General features: G+C 60.8%; 17 protein-coding genes and 1 other RNA gene. 10 read left to right on the top strand and 8 right to left on the bottom strand.

Translation table 11 applies throughout. The features are described 5' to 3' along the window. Window positions 1-139: 139 nt before the first annotated feature. Complete coding sequence (locus tag AB5I78_RS28090) at window positions 140-589, bottom strand: EVE domain-containing protein (RefSeq protein WP_369301910.1); 450 nt, start codon at window positions 587-589, stop codon at window positions 140-142. A gap of 194 nt (window positions 590-783) precedes the next feature. Between AB5I78_RS28090 and AB5I78_RS28085 the strand changes: the two genes are divergently transcribed. Next, window positions 784-933, top strand: coding sequence for a hypothetical protein (locus AB5I78_RS28085; protein ID WP_010207387.1), 150 nt, complete (start codon window positions 784-786; stop codon window positions 931-933). Window positions 934-939: 6 nt separating this feature from the next. Here the strand turns inward: AB5I78_RS28085 and AB5I78_RS28080 are convergent, their stop codons facing one another. From AB5I78_RS28080 to AB5I78_RS28065, 4 genes are all read right to left on the bottom strand, one after another. Further along, window positions 940-1,569, bottom strand: a complete 630-nt coding sequence (locus AB5I78_RS28080; protein WP_145158576.1) for a 5-formyltetrahydrofolate cyclo-ligase — start codon at window positions 1,567-1,569, stop codon at window positions 940-942. A 57-nt stretch (window positions 1,570-1,626) separates the two neighbouring features. Further along, window positions 1,627-1,805, bottom strand: a non-coding RNA gene (ssrS, locus tag AB5I78_RS28075) — 6S RNA. A 30-nt stretch (window positions 1,806-1,835) separates the two neighbouring features. Next, complete coding sequence (locus AB5I78_RS28070; RefSeq protein ID WP_003213956.1) at window positions 1,836-2,153, bottom strand: cell division protein ZapA; 318 nt, start codon at window positions 2,151-2,153, stop codon at window positions 1,836-1,838. Beyond that, window positions 2,150-2,359, bottom strand: a complete 210-nt coding sequence (locus AB5I78_RS28065) for a TIGR02449 family protein (protein WP_003177365.1) — start codon at window positions 2,357-2,359, stop codon at window positions 2,150-2,152. The genes AB5I78_RS28070 and AB5I78_RS28065 overlap by 4 nt, the downstream gene beginning before the upstream one ends. Before the next feature lie 138 nt (window positions 2,360-2,497). On the opposite strand from AB5I78_RS28065, the gene AB5I78_RS28060 reads away from it, so the two are divergent. From AB5I78_RS28060 to gcvH, 9 genes are all read left to right on the top strand, one after another. After that, window positions 2,498-3,055 carry a YecA family protein gene (locus AB5I78_RS28060; protein ID WP_106575774.1) on the top strand — a complete coding sequence of 186 codons (558 nt, stop codon included), beginning with the start codon at window positions 2,498-2,500 and terminating at the stop codon, window positions 3,053-3,055. Window positions 3,056-3,075: 20 nt separating this feature from the next. Then, window positions 3,076-4,398, top strand: coding sequence for a Xaa-Pro aminopeptidase (gene pepP, locus AB5I78_RS28055; RefSeq protein ID WP_106575773.1), 1,323 nt, complete (start codon window positions 3,076-3,078; stop codon window positions 4,396-4,398). Continuing rightward, entirely contained in the window at window positions 4,395-5,582 is a 1,188-nt protein-coding gene (ubiH, locus tag AB5I78_RS28050; protein WP_145157952.1) for a 2-octaprenyl-6-methoxyphenyl hydroxylase, read from the top strand. Before pepP ends, ubiH begins: the two co-directional genes overlap by 4 nt. Beyond that, window positions 5,575-6,060, top strand: coding sequence for a DUF4442 domain-containing protein (locus AB5I78_RS28045; RefSeq protein WP_369301911.1), 486 nt, complete (start codon window positions 5,575-5,577; stop codon window positions 6,058-6,060). Before ubiH ends, AB5I78_RS28045 begins: the two co-directional genes overlap by 8 nt. 9 nt (window positions 6,061-6,069) lie before the next feature. Beyond that, on the top strand, window positions 6,070-7,287 hold the full coding sequence (locus AB5I78_RS28040) for a 2-octaprenyl-3-methyl-6-methoxy-1,4-benzoquinol hydroxylase (protein WP_369301922.1): 1,218 nt from the start codon (window positions 6,070-6,072) through the stop codon (window positions 7,285-7,287). A 159-nt stretch (window positions 7,288-7,446) separates the two neighbouring features. Continuing rightward, on the top strand, window positions 7,447-8,451 hold the full coding sequence (locus AB5I78_RS28035; protein ID WP_369301912.1) for an extracellular solute-binding protein: 1,005 nt from the start codon (window positions 7,447-7,449) through the stop codon (window positions 8,449-8,451). Window positions 8,452-8,612: 161 nt separating this feature from the next. Continuing rightward, window positions 8,613-10,229 carry an iron ABC transporter permease gene (locus AB5I78_RS28030; protein WP_145157942.1) on the top strand — a complete coding sequence of 539 codons (1,617 nt, stop codon included), beginning with the start codon at window positions 8,613-8,615 and terminating at the stop codon, window positions 10,227-10,229. Between the two features lie 156 nt (window positions 10,230-10,385). Further along, window positions 10,386-11,468, top strand: a complete 1,083-nt coding sequence (gene gcvT / locus AB5I78_RS28025; protein WP_145157939.1) for a glycine cleavage system aminomethyltransferase GcvT — start codon at window positions 10,386-10,388, stop codon at window positions 11,466-11,468. 52 nt (window positions 11,469-11,520) lie between these two features. Beyond that, the gene (gene gcvH, locus AB5I78_RS28020) at window positions 11,521-11,904 is read left to right on the top strand and encodes a glycine cleavage system protein GcvH (protein ID WP_262207134.1); all 384 of its coding nucleotides are present in this window, start codon (window positions 11,521-11,523) and stop codon (window positions 11,902-11,904) included. Between the two features lie 144 nt (window positions 11,905-12,048). On the opposite strand, the gene AB5I78_RS28015 is transcribed toward gcvH, so the two are convergent. The 3 genes from AB5I78_RS28015 to AB5I78_RS28005 all read right to left on the bottom strand — a co-directional run bounded on the left by AB5I78_RS28015 (window position 12,049) and on the right by AB5I78_RS28005 (window position 14,503). Next, window positions 12,049-13,191, bottom strand: coding sequence for a DegT/DnrJ/EryC1/StrS aminotransferase family protein (locus AB5I78_RS28015; RefSeq protein WP_145157933.1), 1,143 nt, complete (start codon window positions 13,189-13,191; stop codon window positions 12,049-12,051). 155 nt (window positions 13,192-13,346) lie between these two features. Next, on the bottom strand, window positions 13,347-14,012 hold the full coding sequence (locus tag AB5I78_RS28010) for an outer membrane protein (RefSeq protein ID WP_369301913.1): 666 nt from the start codon (window positions 14,010-14,012) through the stop codon (window positions 13,347-13,349). A 176-nt stretch (window positions 14,013-14,188) separates the two neighbouring features. Continuing rightward, window positions 14,189-14,503, bottom strand: a complete 315-nt coding sequence (locus tag AB5I78_RS28005; RefSeq protein ID WP_003176799.1) for a DUF2388 domain-containing protein — start codon at window positions 14,501-14,503, stop codon at window positions 14,189-14,191. Window positions 14,504-14,571: the final 68 nt, after the last annotated feature.

Here is a 14,571-nt window from a genome sequence, read left to right as displayed (position 1 = left end):
CTGCATCCTGCGGCATTAGCATCCTAGTTTGACCGATAGCGCCGGGGCGGCCGTTGATACCGGTCAAATGAAGCGCAAGCCTAACCCGCATGGCACGCAGATGCATGCGCCAGAAGTGTGACCGCAGGGTTCTGCCCTTTCAGCGCAGTGCGAGCACCGCCGCCCACTGCTCGGCGGTCACCGGCATCACCGACAGTCGGCTGCCTTTTTGCACCAAAGGCAATTCGGCGAGGGCGCTTTGTTGTTTCAGATAGCCCAGGCCCAGCACCTTTGCGAAGGTCTCGACGTGGGCCACGTTGATTGCACTCCACGGATTTTTCTCCGGGCTGGCCTTGGCGTCGAAATAGTGGCTTTGTGGCTCCAACGCTGCCGGGTCCGGGTAGGCTGCCTCGACGATCTTGCCGATGCCGGCAATGCCGGGCTCAGGGCAGCTGGAGTGGTAAAAGAAAAACTCGTCACCGACGGCCATGGCGCGCAGGAAATTGCGTGCCTGGTAATTGCGCACGCCGTCCCAGCGAGATTCGCCGAGCGTTTCCAGGCCCTTGATGGACAGTTCGTCGGGCTCGGATTTCATCAGCCAGTAGGCCATTGTTGGGCTCCTGAAAAAGGCATTGGGCAAGTTGTCGGGCAATTCCATGACAAACCGACAGTCGGTTGGCGCCAAGGTTTGCGTGTTGGTCCACGTTACCGCAGAATGCGCGCTTTTAAGCTTGGCGCAGCTGCAACGGACTACTTTGGAACGTTGTTGTCATCGTGTACGAGGTGCCTGAAGGGGGGCAATCGATGCAACGTAAACCGGATTTACTATGGATTTTGGTTATTTTGTTTGGTCTGGGCGTCGTGACCACCGGGTATGCCCAGAGCTTGTGGTCGAACAAGACCGATGCGCCGGTTGAGCTGGCTCAGCAGCAGCCGCAACCGTTCAAGCGTTAACACCCTTCAAGGCGTCGCTGGTTCCAGCGACGTTTGTGCGACATACCACTGCTTATCCGTGACGGTGCCCGCCAGCGGCACATCCCAGCTTGCCTGCGCCAGGCGCTCGACTTTCTGACATTCATGGGCCAGCCCCAGCAGCGCCGGCGCGCGCCAACTCTGGCGCCTGGCGAGGTAGGCCAGGCTGCGGTCGTAAAACCCACCGCCCATGCCCAGACGCCCACCCACATCATCGAACCCCACCAGCGGCAGCAACACCAGGTCGAGCGCCCAGACGCGGCGCTGGCGATTGGCATTCACTTGCGGCTCCAGGATACGAAAACGGTTGGGCGACAACTTATCCCCAGGCCGCACGCGCTGGAACACCATCTTGGTTCGCGGCCAGGCACTGAGCACTGGCAGGTAAGTGGCCTTGCCCCGGCGCTGAGCGGCGCGCAGCAGCAGGCGCGGATCGATTTCACCGTCCGTCGGTAGATATAAGGAAATATGTTTGGCCCGGCGAAACAGCGGGTGCTGTGCCAGTTGCCGATACAGGCCAAGGGCGGCCTTGCGCTGCTCGCTCGGCGTCAGTTCGCGGCGGGCTTTGCGCAACATGCGTCGAAGTTGCGGACGGGAAAGCGGCGCAGGTTCGGTCATGGTTTTTCGGCTCATAAAACAATGCCAGTCCGAGGACTGGCATTGAGTTTGGAATTCAGGCTCCCCGACAGAGCCGCTGTCGACTTAGCCCTTGAACCCGAAAGTTCAAGGTGGAAGATGCAGTAGGCTTTAAGGCTTTCCGTCTAGCGGACATGCACACCAGCCCAACGTGCAACTTCCAGGGTAGTGCGAATCGGCTCAGGGACATCGCCGACTGGCAAACACGCCAGGGAGTGGGGCGAGTATACCTTAAACAGACTCGGCAATCAGCCCTTGGGTGGCTCTGGATCGGTAGAAAGTACCAGATCAACCCGTTCCAGCAGGTCGCGCACTTGCTCGCGCGTCGAACCACTGGCCTGCACGTCAGGCCGTTCCTGCTTATGCAGCAAATCGTGGGTAATGTTCAGCGCGGCCATCACGGCGATACGATCGGCGCCGATGACTTTGCCGCTGCTGCGGATTTCACGCATCTTGCCATCCAGGTAACGGGCAGCACTCACCAGGTTGCTGCGTTCTTCCTGGGGGCAGATGATCGAATATTCTTTGTCGAGGATCTGCACGGTAACGCTATTGCTTGAACTCATGAGTCTTGCTCCAGGGCCTTCAGGCGCGAAATCATCGATTCGACCTTACGCCGGGCGATTTCGTTTTTTTCAATGAGGTGAGCGCGTTCCTCGCGCCAGGTCTTTTCCTGAGCTAATAGGAGTCCGTTTTGACTCTTAAGTTGCTCGACCCGATCAATTAGCAATTCGAGTCTGGCCATCAGCGCTTGCAGGTCGGTGTCTTCCATTGGGTTCCACTGGATTTGTCTGATGAATGGCAACTGCAGGATAAACGATCTGACGCCCTCGATAGTCTTGGTACGTCTGCCGGTGCTAGGATACAGCGCTTCATTCTAGACATTGCGCCGTCTGGCGCCTAGCTCACCATGCCTATTCAGAACTCCCCGTACGACGCTTTTTCCAAACTGCTGAGCACCAGCGGTCATCCTTGCTCGCCTGCCGAACTGCACGGCGTACTGTTGGGCCGCAGCTGCACCGGTGTTGGCTTTGATGCCGACAATTGGCTGGCTGATGTAGCCGAGCTGCTGGAAACCGAGCCGACCGAGAACGTGCGTAACGCGCTGATCGGCCTGCAAGAGATGGTCAAAGGCGAGCTGACCGGTGATGACGTCACCGTGGTCCTGCTGCTGCCGACCGACGACGCGCCGCTGACCGAGCGCGCCGCTGCGCTGGGCCAATGGTGCCAGGGTTTCCTCCACGGTTTCGGCGTGAACGCCGGTGGCCTGGAACTGAGCACCGACGCCAAGGAAGTGCTGCAGGACCTGGCGGCCATTTCCCAGGTGCAAGACGCCCTGGAAGAGTCCGAAGACGGCGAAGGCGATTACATGGAAGTCATGGAATACCTGCGCGTCGCGCCGCTGCTGCTGTTCACCGAGACCAAGAAAGCCGCTGAGCCAGCCGCACCCAAGCCGTCGCTGCACTAAGAAAGGAAGCCCCTCTGCCCATGATCCATATCCCGAAAGCGGAATACACCCGTCGCCGCAAGGCGCTCATGGCGCAGATGGAACCCAACAGCATCGCAATTCTGCCGGCCGCCGCCGTGGCGATCCGCAACCGTGATGTCGAGCATGTTTACCGCCAGGACAGCGACTTTCAGTACCTGAGCGGCTTCCCTGAACCGGAAGCGGTGATCGTGCTGATGCCCGGTCGCCAGCACGGCGAGTACGTGCTGTTCTGCCGCGAGCGCAATGCCGAGCGCGAATTGTGGGACGGCCTGCGTGCGGGCACCGAAGGCGCGATCCGTGACTTTGGCGCCGACGATGCCTTCCCCATCACTGACATCGACGACATCCTGCCCGGCCTGATCGAAGGCCGTGACCGGGTGTATTCGGCCATGGGCAGCAACGCCGAATTCGACCGGCACGTGATGGAGTGGATCAACGTGATCCGCTCTAAAGCGCACCTGGGCGCCCAGCCACCGAACGAGTTTGTTGCCCTGGATCACCTGCTTCACGACATGCGCCTGTATAAATCGGCGGCAGAAGTGAAGGTGATGCGCGAGGCCGCGCGAATTTCCTGTGCGGCGCATGTTAAAGCGATGCAGGCCAGCCGCGCCGGGTTATATGAGTTCAGCCTCGAAGCCGAGCTGGATTACGAATTCCGCAAGGGCGGCGCGAAAATGCCGGCCTATGGCTCCATCGTCGCTGCCGGGCGTAACAGCTGCATCCTGCATTACCAGCAGAATGACGCCGTGCTCAAGGATGGCGACCTGGTGCTGATCGACGCCGGTTGCGAGATCGACTGCTACGCCAGCGACATCACCCGCACCTGGCCGGTCAACGGCAGGTTTTCGCCCGAGCAAAAGGCGATCTACGAGATTGTGCTGGCCTCCCAGGAAGCCGCCTTTGCCGAGATCGCGCCGAACAAGCATTGGAACCAGGCCCACGAGGCAACGGTGCGCGTCATCACCGCCGGGCTGGTAAAACTGGGACTGCTGCAAGGCGACGTCGACGAGTTGATCGCCAGCGAAGCCTACCGCGCTTTTTATATGCACCGCGCCGGCCATTGGCTGGGCATGGACGTGCATGATGTGGGCGAATACAAAGTGGGCGGCGAATGGCGGGTGCTGGAAGTCGGCATGGCCTTGACCGTGGAACCCGGCATCTATATTTCGCCGGACAACCAGAACGTGGCGAAGAAATGGCGTGGCATTGGCGTACGCATCGAGGACGACGTGGTAGTGACCAAGCAAGGCTGTGAAATTCTGACCGGCGGCGTGCCCAAGACCGTCGCCGACATCGAAGCGCTGATGGCGGCTGCCCGATGAGCCGGGTCAACCTGGCCATCATCGGCGGCGGGCTGGTAGGCGCCAGCCTGGCGTTGGCCTTGCAGGCGGGTGCCAAGGCGCGGGGTTGGAAAATCGTGCTGATCGAACCGTTCGCGCCAGGCGACAGTTACCAACCGAGCTACGACGCGCGTTCTTCGGCGCTGTCCTATGGCGCTCGGCAGATTTATCAGCGTTTGGGCCTGTGGCAGGCCATTTCCCGACGCGCCGAGCCGATCAAACAGATTCACGTGTCGGACCGAGGCCGCTTCTCCACTGCGCGCTTGTCCGCCATGGAGGAGGGCGTGCCGGCCCTTGGCTACGTGGTGGAAAACGCCTGGCTCGGCCAGTGCCTGTGGCAGGGTTTGGACAAAGAAGTGGTCAGTTGGCGCTGCCCGGCCGAAGTCACCCGCATGGAACCACTGCCCGACGGTTATCGCCTGACGCTCAACGACGAAACCGTGCTGGAATGCGACCTTGCGGTATTGGCCGATGGCGGCCGCTCCGGTTTGCGCGAGCAATTGGGCATCGGCGTCAAAACCCGGCCCTACAACCAGAGCGCGCTGATCGCCAACATCACCCCAAGCGAAGCGCACAACGGCGAGGCGTTCGAGCGCTTTACCGACGAAGGCCCAATGGCCTTGCTGCCGCTGCCGGACAACCGTTGCGCGCTGGTGTGGACGCGCATCGGCATGGACGCCCAGCGCCTGGCCAACCTTGATGAACGCAGTTTCCTCAGTGAATTGCAGGGCGTGTTCGGCTACCGCCTGGGCACGCTGAAACAAGTCGGCGCCCGCCATTTGTACCCGCTGACGCTGGTGGAGGCTGAAGAGCAAGTGCGCTCGCACCTGGCGATCCTCGGTAATGCCGCCCACAGCCTGCACCCGATTGCCGGGCAGGGTTTCAACCTGTCCCTGCGCGACGCGAACGCCTTGGCCGAGGCCTTGCTGGCTGGGCCGGCAGTGCCGGGCGACCTGGCAACCTTGCAGCGCTATCGCGAGCGCCAGCGCCAGGACCAGCAACTGACCGTAGGTTTCTCCGATCAAGTGACCCGACTGTTTGGCAGTGCGCAACCGTTAGTGACATTGGGCCGTAACCTGGGCCTGCTGGGCCTGGATTTGTTGCCGCCCGCCAAACGCTGGTTCGCCCGTCAGGCCATGGGCCTGGGCACACGCCCTGATGCTTAACTGGCTGACCCGACGCCTGGGCAAGGCGCGGCTGTTGCGCTGGGTGCTGTCCCTGTACCCGCCGTACCTGGGCGCGGGAATCCGGGTGCAGGAGCTCAGTGCTGATTTCCGCCATGCCAAGGTGCGCATGGGCCTGGGCTGGTACAACCGCAATTACGTCGGTACGCAATTTGGCGGCAGCCTGTATTCGATGGTCGATCCGTTCTACATGTTGCTGTTGATGGAGAACCTGGGGCGCGACTACATCGTCTGGGACAAAGCCGCGAGCATCGACTTCGTGTCGCCGGGCAAAGGCCCGGTCTACGCTGAGTTTTCCATCGACGAGGCCTTGCTGGTCGAGATTCGCCGGCAAACCGAAGGCGGCGAGAAGTACTTGCCCCTTCTCAAAGTACAGATTCATGACGGCTCCGGCACTCTGGTGGCGCGGGTCGACAAAACCCTTTACGTGCGGCGCAAGCCGCCAGCAAAGCAGGCTTAAAGCATGGACATGCGCGCAGATGTGCTGATTGTCGGGGCCGGAATGGTCGGAAGCGCCCTAGCGCTGGCGTTGCAGGGCAGTGGCCTGCAGGTGCTGCTGCTCGATGGCAGCCCGCTGAGCGTCAAACCGTTCGACCAGGATGCGGCCTTCGAACCCCGCGTGAGCGCCTTGTCGGCCGCCAGCCAGCGCATTCTGGAGCGCCTTGGCGTGTGGGATGGCATCGTCGAACGGCGCGCCAGCCCTTACGGTGAAATGCAGGTATGGGACGGCAGCGGCACCGGGCAGATCCATTTTTCGGCAGCCAGTGTGCATGCCCAAGTGCTCGGGCATATCGTCGAGAACCGGGTGGTTCAGGATGCCTTGCTCGACCGCCTGCACGACTGCGACCTGGGCCTGCTGGCCAACGCGCGCCTGGAGCAGATGCGTCGCTCCGGCGATGACTGGCTGCTGACCCTGGCCGACGGTCGCAAATTGCGTGCGCCGCTGGTGGTGGCCGCCGACGGCGCCAATTCTGCTGTGCGACGCCTGACCGGCACTGCCACGCGCGAATGGGATTACCTGCACAACGCCATCGTCACCAGCGTGCGCAGCAGCCAGCCGCACCAGCGCACGGCGTGGCAACGCTTTACCGATACCGGCCCGCTGGCATTTTTGCCGCTGGTGCGCGATGGGCAAGAGGATTGGTGCTCGATCGTCTGGTCGACCACACCCGCTGAGTCCGAACGCTTGATGGCGCTGGACGACGACAGCTTCTGCCGTGAACTGGAGCGCGCGTTTGAAGGGCGCTTGGGCAATGTGATCAGCGCCGACCCGCGCGTATGCGTACCGCTGCGCCAGCGCCATGCCAAGCGCTACGTGGCCGAAGGCCTGGCGTTGATTGGCGATGCCGCTCATGTGATCCACCCATTGGCCGGGCAGGGCGTGAACCTGGGTTTCCTTGACGCGGCGGTGCTGGCCGAGGTGCTGTTGGCTGCGACCGAGCGCGGCGAACGCCTGGCGGATGTGAAGGTGCTGAGCCGCTACGAGCGTAGACGCATGCCGCATAACCTGGCACTGATGGCGGCGATGGAGGGCTTTGAACGCTTGTTCCAGGCTGACCAACTGCCATTGCGCTGGTTGCGTAATGCCGGCTTGAAACTGGTCGACCAGATGCCCGAAGCCAAGGCCGTGTTTGTGCGCCAGGCCCTCGGGCTGACGGGCGACCTGCCAGACCTCGCAAAGCCCTGAATTGAAATATGCCCCCTGTGGGAGGAGGCTTGCCCCCGATGAGGCCAGCCCATTCGGCGCAAATCCCAACTATGCAACATCTGGTAACGCCTCCAGCAAGCGCTACCAAATGTGAGTCCTTATCATTTGCCCTCTTTTTGCAAATGAGAGACCGCACCCATGTTGGCACCCAAACGCCTCCTGACTGCCCTGGCACTCACCCTCATCGGCAGCACCACCGTGCAGGCAGCCGACGAAGTCGTGGTCTACTCCTCGCGCATCGACGAACTGATCAAACCGGTGTTCGACGCCTACACCAAAAAGACCGGCGTGCAGGTGAAGTTCATCACCGACAAGGAAGCCCCCTTGATGCAGCGGATCAAGGCCGAAGGCGAAAACGCCACGGCTGACCTGCTGCTCACCGTGGATGCCGGCAACCTCTGGCAAGCCGAACAAATGGGCATTCTGCAGCCGTTCACCTCTGCGGTGATCGACAAGAATATTCCCCTGCAGTACCGCTCTTCCAACCATGCGTGGACCGGCTTGAGCCTGCGCGCGCGGACCATTGCCTATTCCACCGACCGGGTAAAACCCGGTGACCTGACCACCTACGAAGCGCTGGCCGACAAGCAATGGGAAGGGCGTCTGTGCCTGCGTACGGCGAAGAAGGTCTACAACCAGTCGCTGACCGCCACGCTGATCGAAACCCATGGCGCGGCCAAGACCGAAGAAATCGTCAAGGGCTGGGTCAACAACTTGTCTACCGACGTGTTCTCCGATGACATCGCGGTGCTCGAAGCGATCAACGCCGGGCAGTGCGACGTGGGCATCGTCAACACTTACTACTACGGCCGCCTGCACAAGCAGAAACCGGACCTTGCGGTGAAGCTGTTCTGGCCGAACCAGGGCGACCGTGGCGTGCATGTGAACCTGTCGGGCATCGGCCTGACCAAACATGCGCCGCACCCGGAAGCCGCCAAGGCCTTGGTGGAATGGATGACCACGCCTGAGGCGCAGAAGATCTTTGCCGATGTGAACCAGGAGTTTCCAGCCAACCCCGCCGTGCCGCCATCGGCGGAAGTCGCGACCTGGGGCAAGTTCGTGGCCGATACCCTACCGGTGGAAGTGGCCGGTAAACGTCAGGCTGAGGCCATTCGCCTGATGGATCGCGCTGGCTGGAACTGAATTTGTGGAGCTCCGCCGAACTAAATGTGGGAGCGGGCTTGCTCGCGAAAGGGCCGTATCAGTCGATACAGGGGTAACTGATATACCGCTTTCGCGAGCAGGCCCGCTCTCACATTGGTTGGCGGCGACTTCAAAATTTTCATTTTTCTGAGAGCTTTTCCTTGGCCCACCCCGCCCAACGTCGCTGGTACCTGCCGGTTTTCACCGTCGCCGCACTGGTGCTGCTGCCGCTGAGCGTGTTGTTGCTGTCCTGGCAGAGCATCGATCAACAAATCTGGTCGCACCTGTGGGAAACCCAGATGCCCCGCCTGCTGGGCAACACCCTGACATTGGTGTTGGGCGTTGGCACCGGCGTGACGCTGTTGGGCGTAAGCCTGGCCTGGCTGACCAGCCTCTGCGAATTCCCGGGGCGGCGCTGGCTCGACTGGGCGTTGATGCTGCCCTTCGCAATTCCGGCCTACGTGCTGGCCTTTGTGTTTGTCGGCCTGCTGGATTTCGCGGGGCCGGTGCAAACCCTGCTGCGCGAAGGGTTCGGCAACGGCTTGCGCCTGCCACGCGTGCGTTCTACCAGCGGCGTGATCATCGTGCTGGTGCTGGTGTTCTATCCCTACGTCTACCTGTTGGCGCGCACTGCATTTTTGGCGCAGGGCAAAGGGCTGATGGAAGCGGCGCGGGTGCTCGGTCAATCGCCATGGCAAGCGTTCTGGCGTGTCGCATTACCCATGGCGCGGCCGGCGATTGGTGCCGGCGTCGCCTTGGCACTGATGGAAACCCTGGCGGACTTCGGCGCTGTCTCGGTGTTCAACTTCGACACCTTCACCACGGCCATCTACAAGACCTGGTACGGCTTTTTCAGCCTTTCCAGCGCCGCCCAACTGGCCAGCCTGCTGCTTCTGGTGGTGATGCTGGTGCTGTACGGCGAACGACGTGCCCGAGGCGCCAGCCGCCCGAGTAATGAGCGGCCACGCGGCAAGGCGTTGTACCACCTGCGCGGTTTCAAGGCGGCGGCAGCCAGCACGTGGTGTGGCTTGGTGTTCGCCTGCGCCTTTGTCATCCCGATGCTGCAACTGGTCGCCTGGTTCTGGCAACGTGGCCGGTTCGACCTGGATGAGCGCTACAGCGGCTTGATCATCCATACCCTCTACCTGGGTGGCATCGCGGCACTGATTACAGTCAGCGTGGCGTTGATATTGGCCTTTGCCAACCGCCTGGCGCCCACGCGGGCGATTCGCTCCGGGATCAGCCTGGGCAATGTCGGCTATGCCTTGCCGGGCTCGGTGCTGGCGGTGTCGATCATGCTGGCGTTCAGCTACCTGGACCGTGAGCTGGTGGTGCCGTTGTCGAGTTGGCTCGGCGGCGCGGGCAAGCCCCTGTTGCTGGGCAGCCTGTCGGCGTTGGTGCTGGCGTATCTGGTGCGTTTCCTGGCAGTGGCCTACGGGCCGTTGGAAAACAGCCTGGCGCGAATCCGTCCCTCGTTGCCGGAAGCAGCGCGCAGCCTCGGCGTGAGTGGGCCGCGACTGTTTTGCAAAGTGTATCTGCCGCTGTTGCTGCCGGGGACGTTGAGCGCGGCGCTGCTGGTGTTTGTCGATGTGCTCAAGGAAATGCCTGCGACCCTGCTGATGCGCCCGTTTGGCTGGGACACCCTGGCCGTACGAATTTTTGAAATGACCAGCGAAGGGGAATGGGCGCGAGCCTCATTACCCGCACTCACGTTGGTGTTGGTGGGCCTGTTGCCGGTGATCGGCCTGATTCGACGCTCCGCTCGGCAAATCGGTTAGGTGCCAGTCCTACGGCTTGCGGCTACAATGCGCGGCATTCGGTGCGCTCCGTCCTTCGGATCGAGTCGCTGTATGTCGCTGCAGGCCTTGTAGTCAGAGGTGTTGAGCGCAAACAGCAGCTCTGTGCATCTTCGCCAATCCCGGAAGGAGAAACCCATGGGACAGCGTACGCCTCTGTATGACCTGCATCTCGCCCTCGGCGCGAAAATGGTCGATTTTGGCGGTTGGGATATGCCTCTGCACTACGGCTCGCAAGTTGAAGAACACCATCAGGTGCGACGCGACTGCGGGGTGTTTGACGTATCTCATATGACCGTGATCGATGTCACAGGCCTTCAGGCCAAGGAATGGCTCCAGCACCTGCTGGCCAATGATGTCGATCGTTTGCATGGCTGCGGCCGTGCGCTTTACAGCGCCATGCTCAACGAGCAGGGCGGCGTGGTGGACGACATGATCGTTTACCGCACCGAGACCGGTTATCGGCTGGTGGTCAACGCCGCTACGCGTGATCAGGACATGGCCTGGATGCAAGCACAGCTGGGCGACTACGCGGCGCAGCTGCATGAGCGGCCAGAATTGGCCATGCTCGCCATTCAAGGCCCGCACGCCCGGCAGAAAATCGCCGAGCTGGTCACGCAGGCCCGCGGCACGCTTATCCACCAGCTCAAGCCCTTTGAAGGCCAGGCCGATGGCGATTGGTTTATCGCCCGCACGGGTTACACCGGCGAAGACGGTCTGGAAATTGTCCTGCCGGCCGAGCAGGCTCCGGGCTTTTTCAACGATCTGGTAGGGGCCGGTATTTCACCCATCGGCCTTGGCGCCCGCGATACGCTGCGCCTCGAAGCCGGCATGAACCTGTACGGCCAGGATATTCACCAGGACGTTTCGCCTCTGGCGGCCAATATGGCCTGGAGCATCGCCTGGGAACCGGCTGAGCGTCAGTTCATCGGCCGCACTGCCCTTGAGGCGGAAAAGGCCGCAGGTGTGCAGTTCAAATTGGTCGGGCTGGTACTGGAAGAGCGTGGTGTTTTACGCGCTCATCAGGTGGTTCGTATCGCCAATGTTGGCGAAGGGGAGATAACCAGTGGTAGTTTCTCTCCTACGCTGAGCAAATCCATTGCCCTGGCGCGCGTACCGACGGCCACCGCCGATCGGGCCGAAGTGGAAATCCGCGGCAAGTGGTACCCGGTTCGAGTGGTCAAACCGACCTTCGTGCGCCATGGCAAAACCTTGATTTAACTATTTCCGGCAGGCCTGAGGCCGCTGACATTTCTTCTTGAGGACACAGACTATGAGCGATATCCCTGCCGACCTGCGTTTTGCCGAAAGTCACGAGTGGGCCCGTCTGGAAGCCGACGGCACCGTGACCGTCGGTATCTCCGACCATGCTCAGGAAGCTTTGGGTGATGTGGTGTTTGTTGAGTTGGCCGAAGTCGGCGCCAAGTTTGACGCTGAAGGCCAGGCTGGTGTGGTTGAGTCTGTGAAAGCCGCTTCGGATATCTACTCACCAGTTGCTGGCGAAGTGATCGCCGTTAACGAGGAACTGAGTGGCAGCCCTGAACTGCTGAACTCCGACCCGTATGGCGCCTGGATCTTCAAGCTCAAGCCAAGCAACCCGGCTGACCTGGAAAAACTGCTTGATGCTGCTGGCTACAAAGCGGCCATCGGCGAGTAAACGCGAGCCGTTGGAACAGCGCAAATCAATGTGGGAGCTGGCTTGCCTGCGATAGCATCACTGCGGTGTGGTTGAATCACCGCGGTGCCGGCATCGCAGGCAAGCCAGCTCCCACAGTTGATTGCGGACAGCTGGCAGTTTGTTTCAGCTCGCTTTCAGTACCGCTTTTACCGCCGCAACCGACCGCTCGACATCCGCCTCTGTCATCGCCGTGAACATCGGCAACGACACGATCAAACGCCCAACACGCTCAGCCACCGGGAACATGCCTTCCTTGAAACCCTGTGCCCGGTACAAGCTCAGCAGGTGGATTGGCGGGTAGTGATAGCCAATGCCGACGCCGTGGGCCTGCATCTGTTCCATGAACGTAGCGCGGGCGGGAAGACCATCCTGACGCTCCGGCAGTACCAGCTGGAACAGGTGCCAGTTGCTGTTTTCGAAATCCGCTGGCGGCAGTTGCGCGCCGTATTGCGCTTCAAAATCGCTGCCGAAGCACTTGAAGTAATGGCGTGCCAGTTTCTGGCGATGCGCAGTGATCTTCTCGATATGCGCGAATTGCCCCAGGCCGATGGCTGCGGCTATGTCGGTCATGTTGAATTTGCCACCCAGCACATCCACGTCCAGGCCGTCGAAGCCGGTGCGGGTAACACCTTGCAGGCGATACTTTTCAGCCAGACGGGCTTCCTCGGCGTTGTTCAACACCAGGCAACCGCCTTCGGAAGACGTGATGTTCTTGTTCGCCTGGAAGCTGAACGAGACGAAGTCGCCGGTCGCGCCGATACGCTCGCCATCCCAGCTGGAGCCCAACGCTTGGGCGGCGTCTTCGACAATGCGCAGGTTGTACTTGTTGGCCAGCGCGTAGAGCATCGGCATATCCAGGGGCAGGCCCGCCAGGTACACCGGAATGATCGCCTTGGTGCGTGGGGTGATCGCGGCTTCTACCTGAGCCAGGTCGATATTGCGGGTGACCGGGTCGATATCCGCAAATACCGGCGTGGCCCCTACTTCCAGAATCACGTTGGCCGTGGCGACCCAGGAAATCGGCGTGGTGATCACTTCATCGCCAGGCCCGATGCCGGCGATGCGCAACGCGATCTCCATGGTGCAGGTGCCGGAATTGAAGGTCCGCACCGGACGGCCGCCAAAGTATTCCGAAAGCTGTGCTTCGAACGCCTGCACTTTCGGCCCGCTGGTGATCCAGCCCGAGCGCAGTACATCGCCGACCGCCGAGATGGTCGCTTCATCAATGGTAGGTTTGGAAAACGGCAGAAAGGGCTGTTGGCTCATAACGACGAAGGCATCCGTTTCAGATAGGCGATGAGTAATAGAGGTATCAGTACCGCATGGTTGCACGGCTCGACTGAATATAGCCTGTCGTCGGTGAACGAATTGTCATGTGGCGCATAAAAATGCCGCTTATCAGCGGCATTTTCTGTTGCAGGTCAGAATGAAACGCGCGCTTCAAGAAACACATTCTGCTCTTTGAGTTTGCCCTTGAGCTGTTCATCGCGGGCGTTTATCCGGTTAGCGAAGGTGTTGTAGCCGGTTTCGACCTTGCCCATGTCCACGTAACGCCAACCTGTGCCCAGAGTGACCTTTTCGCTGACCTTGGCCTCCAGGCCCAAGCCTGCGCTGTAGGCAAAGTTGTAGTGACGGTTACTGGCGAACTGGCGAGTAGCATTGCTCTGGTACCCCGCGGCATCGATTTGCGCCATGCCGATACCGGCCATTGCGTAGAACGACAGCCAGTCATTGACCGGGATATTTTTATAGCCGTTGAGCATCACGCGCTGGCTGTCGACCTCCAGGCGGTTAACGTTGGCATTGAAGGGCGCCCAATAGGAGTCGAACGTCGAGCTGCTGCGCGTGGTGTATTCCCCTTCCAGGCGCCAGCCATCGGCAAAGGCGTAACCTAAAGCCAATGACCCGGTGAACGCCTTGTTACTGTCAGGGGCCTCCACGCGATCAGTGACGCGTGGGCTGGTCAATTGCGCACTGGAGAGGTTCTGACGGGCACTGTTGAGTTTTGCCGACCCGTACCAATTTTCTGCTTGAGCCAAGGGTGCAGCTAACGCAGAGAGAGCCAAAGCGTAAGCAAGTTTTTGCATGGGAGAGGATTCACTTTAACTAAGAGAATCTCAGTGTGGCGCTTGGTACTTTTGTGTTCGGCAGGAGTTTTCCGCTTTCAACGGGAAAAAGCAGAAGGTCTGGGCGGCGGCGGCGATCGTAAAGAAACAGGCATAAAAAATGCCGCTTAAAAAGCGGCATTTTTTATGGGCAGGTATTACTCGGTCACAGCATTTTTCGCGAGGATGGCGTTGGCCAACTCCATGTCCGTGGCCTGCAGGCCAGGGTTGTCGGCGCGAACTTTCTGCATGGCAGCTTCCAGGTACGGGCCGCGGATGCCGCCGTCGCTGGCGACAAAGCTACCGGCGTCGTCTTGGGCGGCGACCACCAGCTTGTGGTCCTTGAAGGTCAGGTACGTCGAGCCAGTCGTGGCGCCCGACGAGATGACATTGCGCCAGAAGCTGTCGGCCATGGCTGAACCGACAGGTAGGGAAAGCACAGCGAGGGTCGCGACAGCATATTTGAGACGCATGGTGGGTGACTCCGGGTGGGTTATCTGAACAGTTTGATTGTAGATAACCCAGGCGAGTTCCATCACTG

Source organism: Pseudomonas sp. N2-3-1-14 (assembly GCF_041228395.1).
GTDB lineage: Bacteria > Pseudomonadota > Gammaproteobacteria > Pseudomonadales > Pseudomonadaceae > Aquipseudomonas.
Note: the sequence above shows the minus strand (reverse complement) of the source record. Positions and strands in the feature narration are given on the sequence as shown.

What these genes read in the sequence shown, in the direction of transcription:
- AB5I78_RS28090 (WP_369301910.1), bottom strand. Translation starts at nt 589, where the DNA reads ATGGCCTACTGGCTGATGAAATCCGAGCCCGACGAACTGTCCATCAAG.
- AB5I78_RS28085 (WP_010207387.1), top strand. Translation starts at nt 784, where the DNA reads ATGCAACGTAAACCGGATTTACTATGGATTTTGGTTATTTTGTTTGGT.
- AB5I78_RS28080 (WP_145158576.1), bottom strand. Translation starts at nt 1,569, where the DNA reads ATGACCGAACCTGCGCCGCTTTCCCGTCCGCAACTTCGACGCATGTTG.
- AB5I78_RS28070 (WP_003213956.1), bottom strand. Translation starts at nt 2,153, where the DNA reads ATGAGTTCAAGCAATAGCGTTACCGTGCAGATCCTCGACAAAGAATAT.
- AB5I78_RS28065 (WP_003177365.1), bottom strand. Translation starts at nt 2,359, where the DNA reads ATGGAAGACACCGACCTGCAAGCGCTGATGGCCAGACTCGAATTGCTA.
- AB5I78_RS28060 (WP_106575774.1), top strand. Translation starts at nt 2,498, where the DNA reads ATGCCTATTCAGAACTCCCCGTACGACGCTTTTTCCAAACTGCTGAGC.
- pepP (WP_106575773.1), top strand. Translation starts at nt 3,076, where the DNA reads ATGATCCATATCCCGAAAGCGGAATACACCCGTCGCCGCAAGGCGCTC.
- ubiH (WP_145157952.1), top strand. Translation starts at nt 4,395, where the DNA reads ATGAGCCGGGTCAACCTGGCCATCATCGGCGGCGGGCTGGTAGGCGCC.
- AB5I78_RS28045 (WP_369301911.1), top strand. Translation starts at nt 5,575, where the DNA reads ATGCTTAACTGGCTGACCCGACGCCTGGGCAAGGCGCGGCTGTTGCGC.
- AB5I78_RS28040 (WP_369301922.1), top strand. Translation starts at nt 6,070, where the DNA reads ATGCGCGCAGATGTGCTGATTGTCGGGGCCGGAATGGTCGGAAGCGCC.
- AB5I78_RS28035 (WP_369301912.1), top strand. Translation starts at nt 7,447, where the DNA reads ATGTTGGCACCCAAACGCCTCCTGACTGCCCTGGCACTCACCCTCATC.
- gcvT (WP_145157939.1), top strand. Translation starts at nt 10,386, where the DNA reads ATGGGACAGCGTACGCCTCTGTATGACCTGCATCTCGCCCTCGGCGCG.
- gcvH (WP_262207134.1), top strand. Translation starts at nt 11,521, where the DNA reads ATGAGCGATATCCCTGCCGACCTGCGTTTTGCCGAAAGTCACGAGTGG.
- AB5I78_RS28015 (WP_145157933.1), bottom strand. Translation starts at nt 13,191, where the DNA reads ATGAGCCAACAGCCCTTTCTGCCGTTTTCCAAACCTACCATTGATGAA.
- AB5I78_RS28010 (WP_369301913.1), bottom strand. Translation starts at nt 14,012, where the DNA reads ATGCAAAAACTTGCTTACGCTTTGGCTCTCTCTGCGTTAGCTGCACCC.
- AB5I78_RS28005 (WP_003176799.1), bottom strand. Translation starts at nt 14,503, where the DNA reads ATGCGTCTCAAATATGCTGTCGCGACCCTCGCTGTGCTTTCCCTACCT.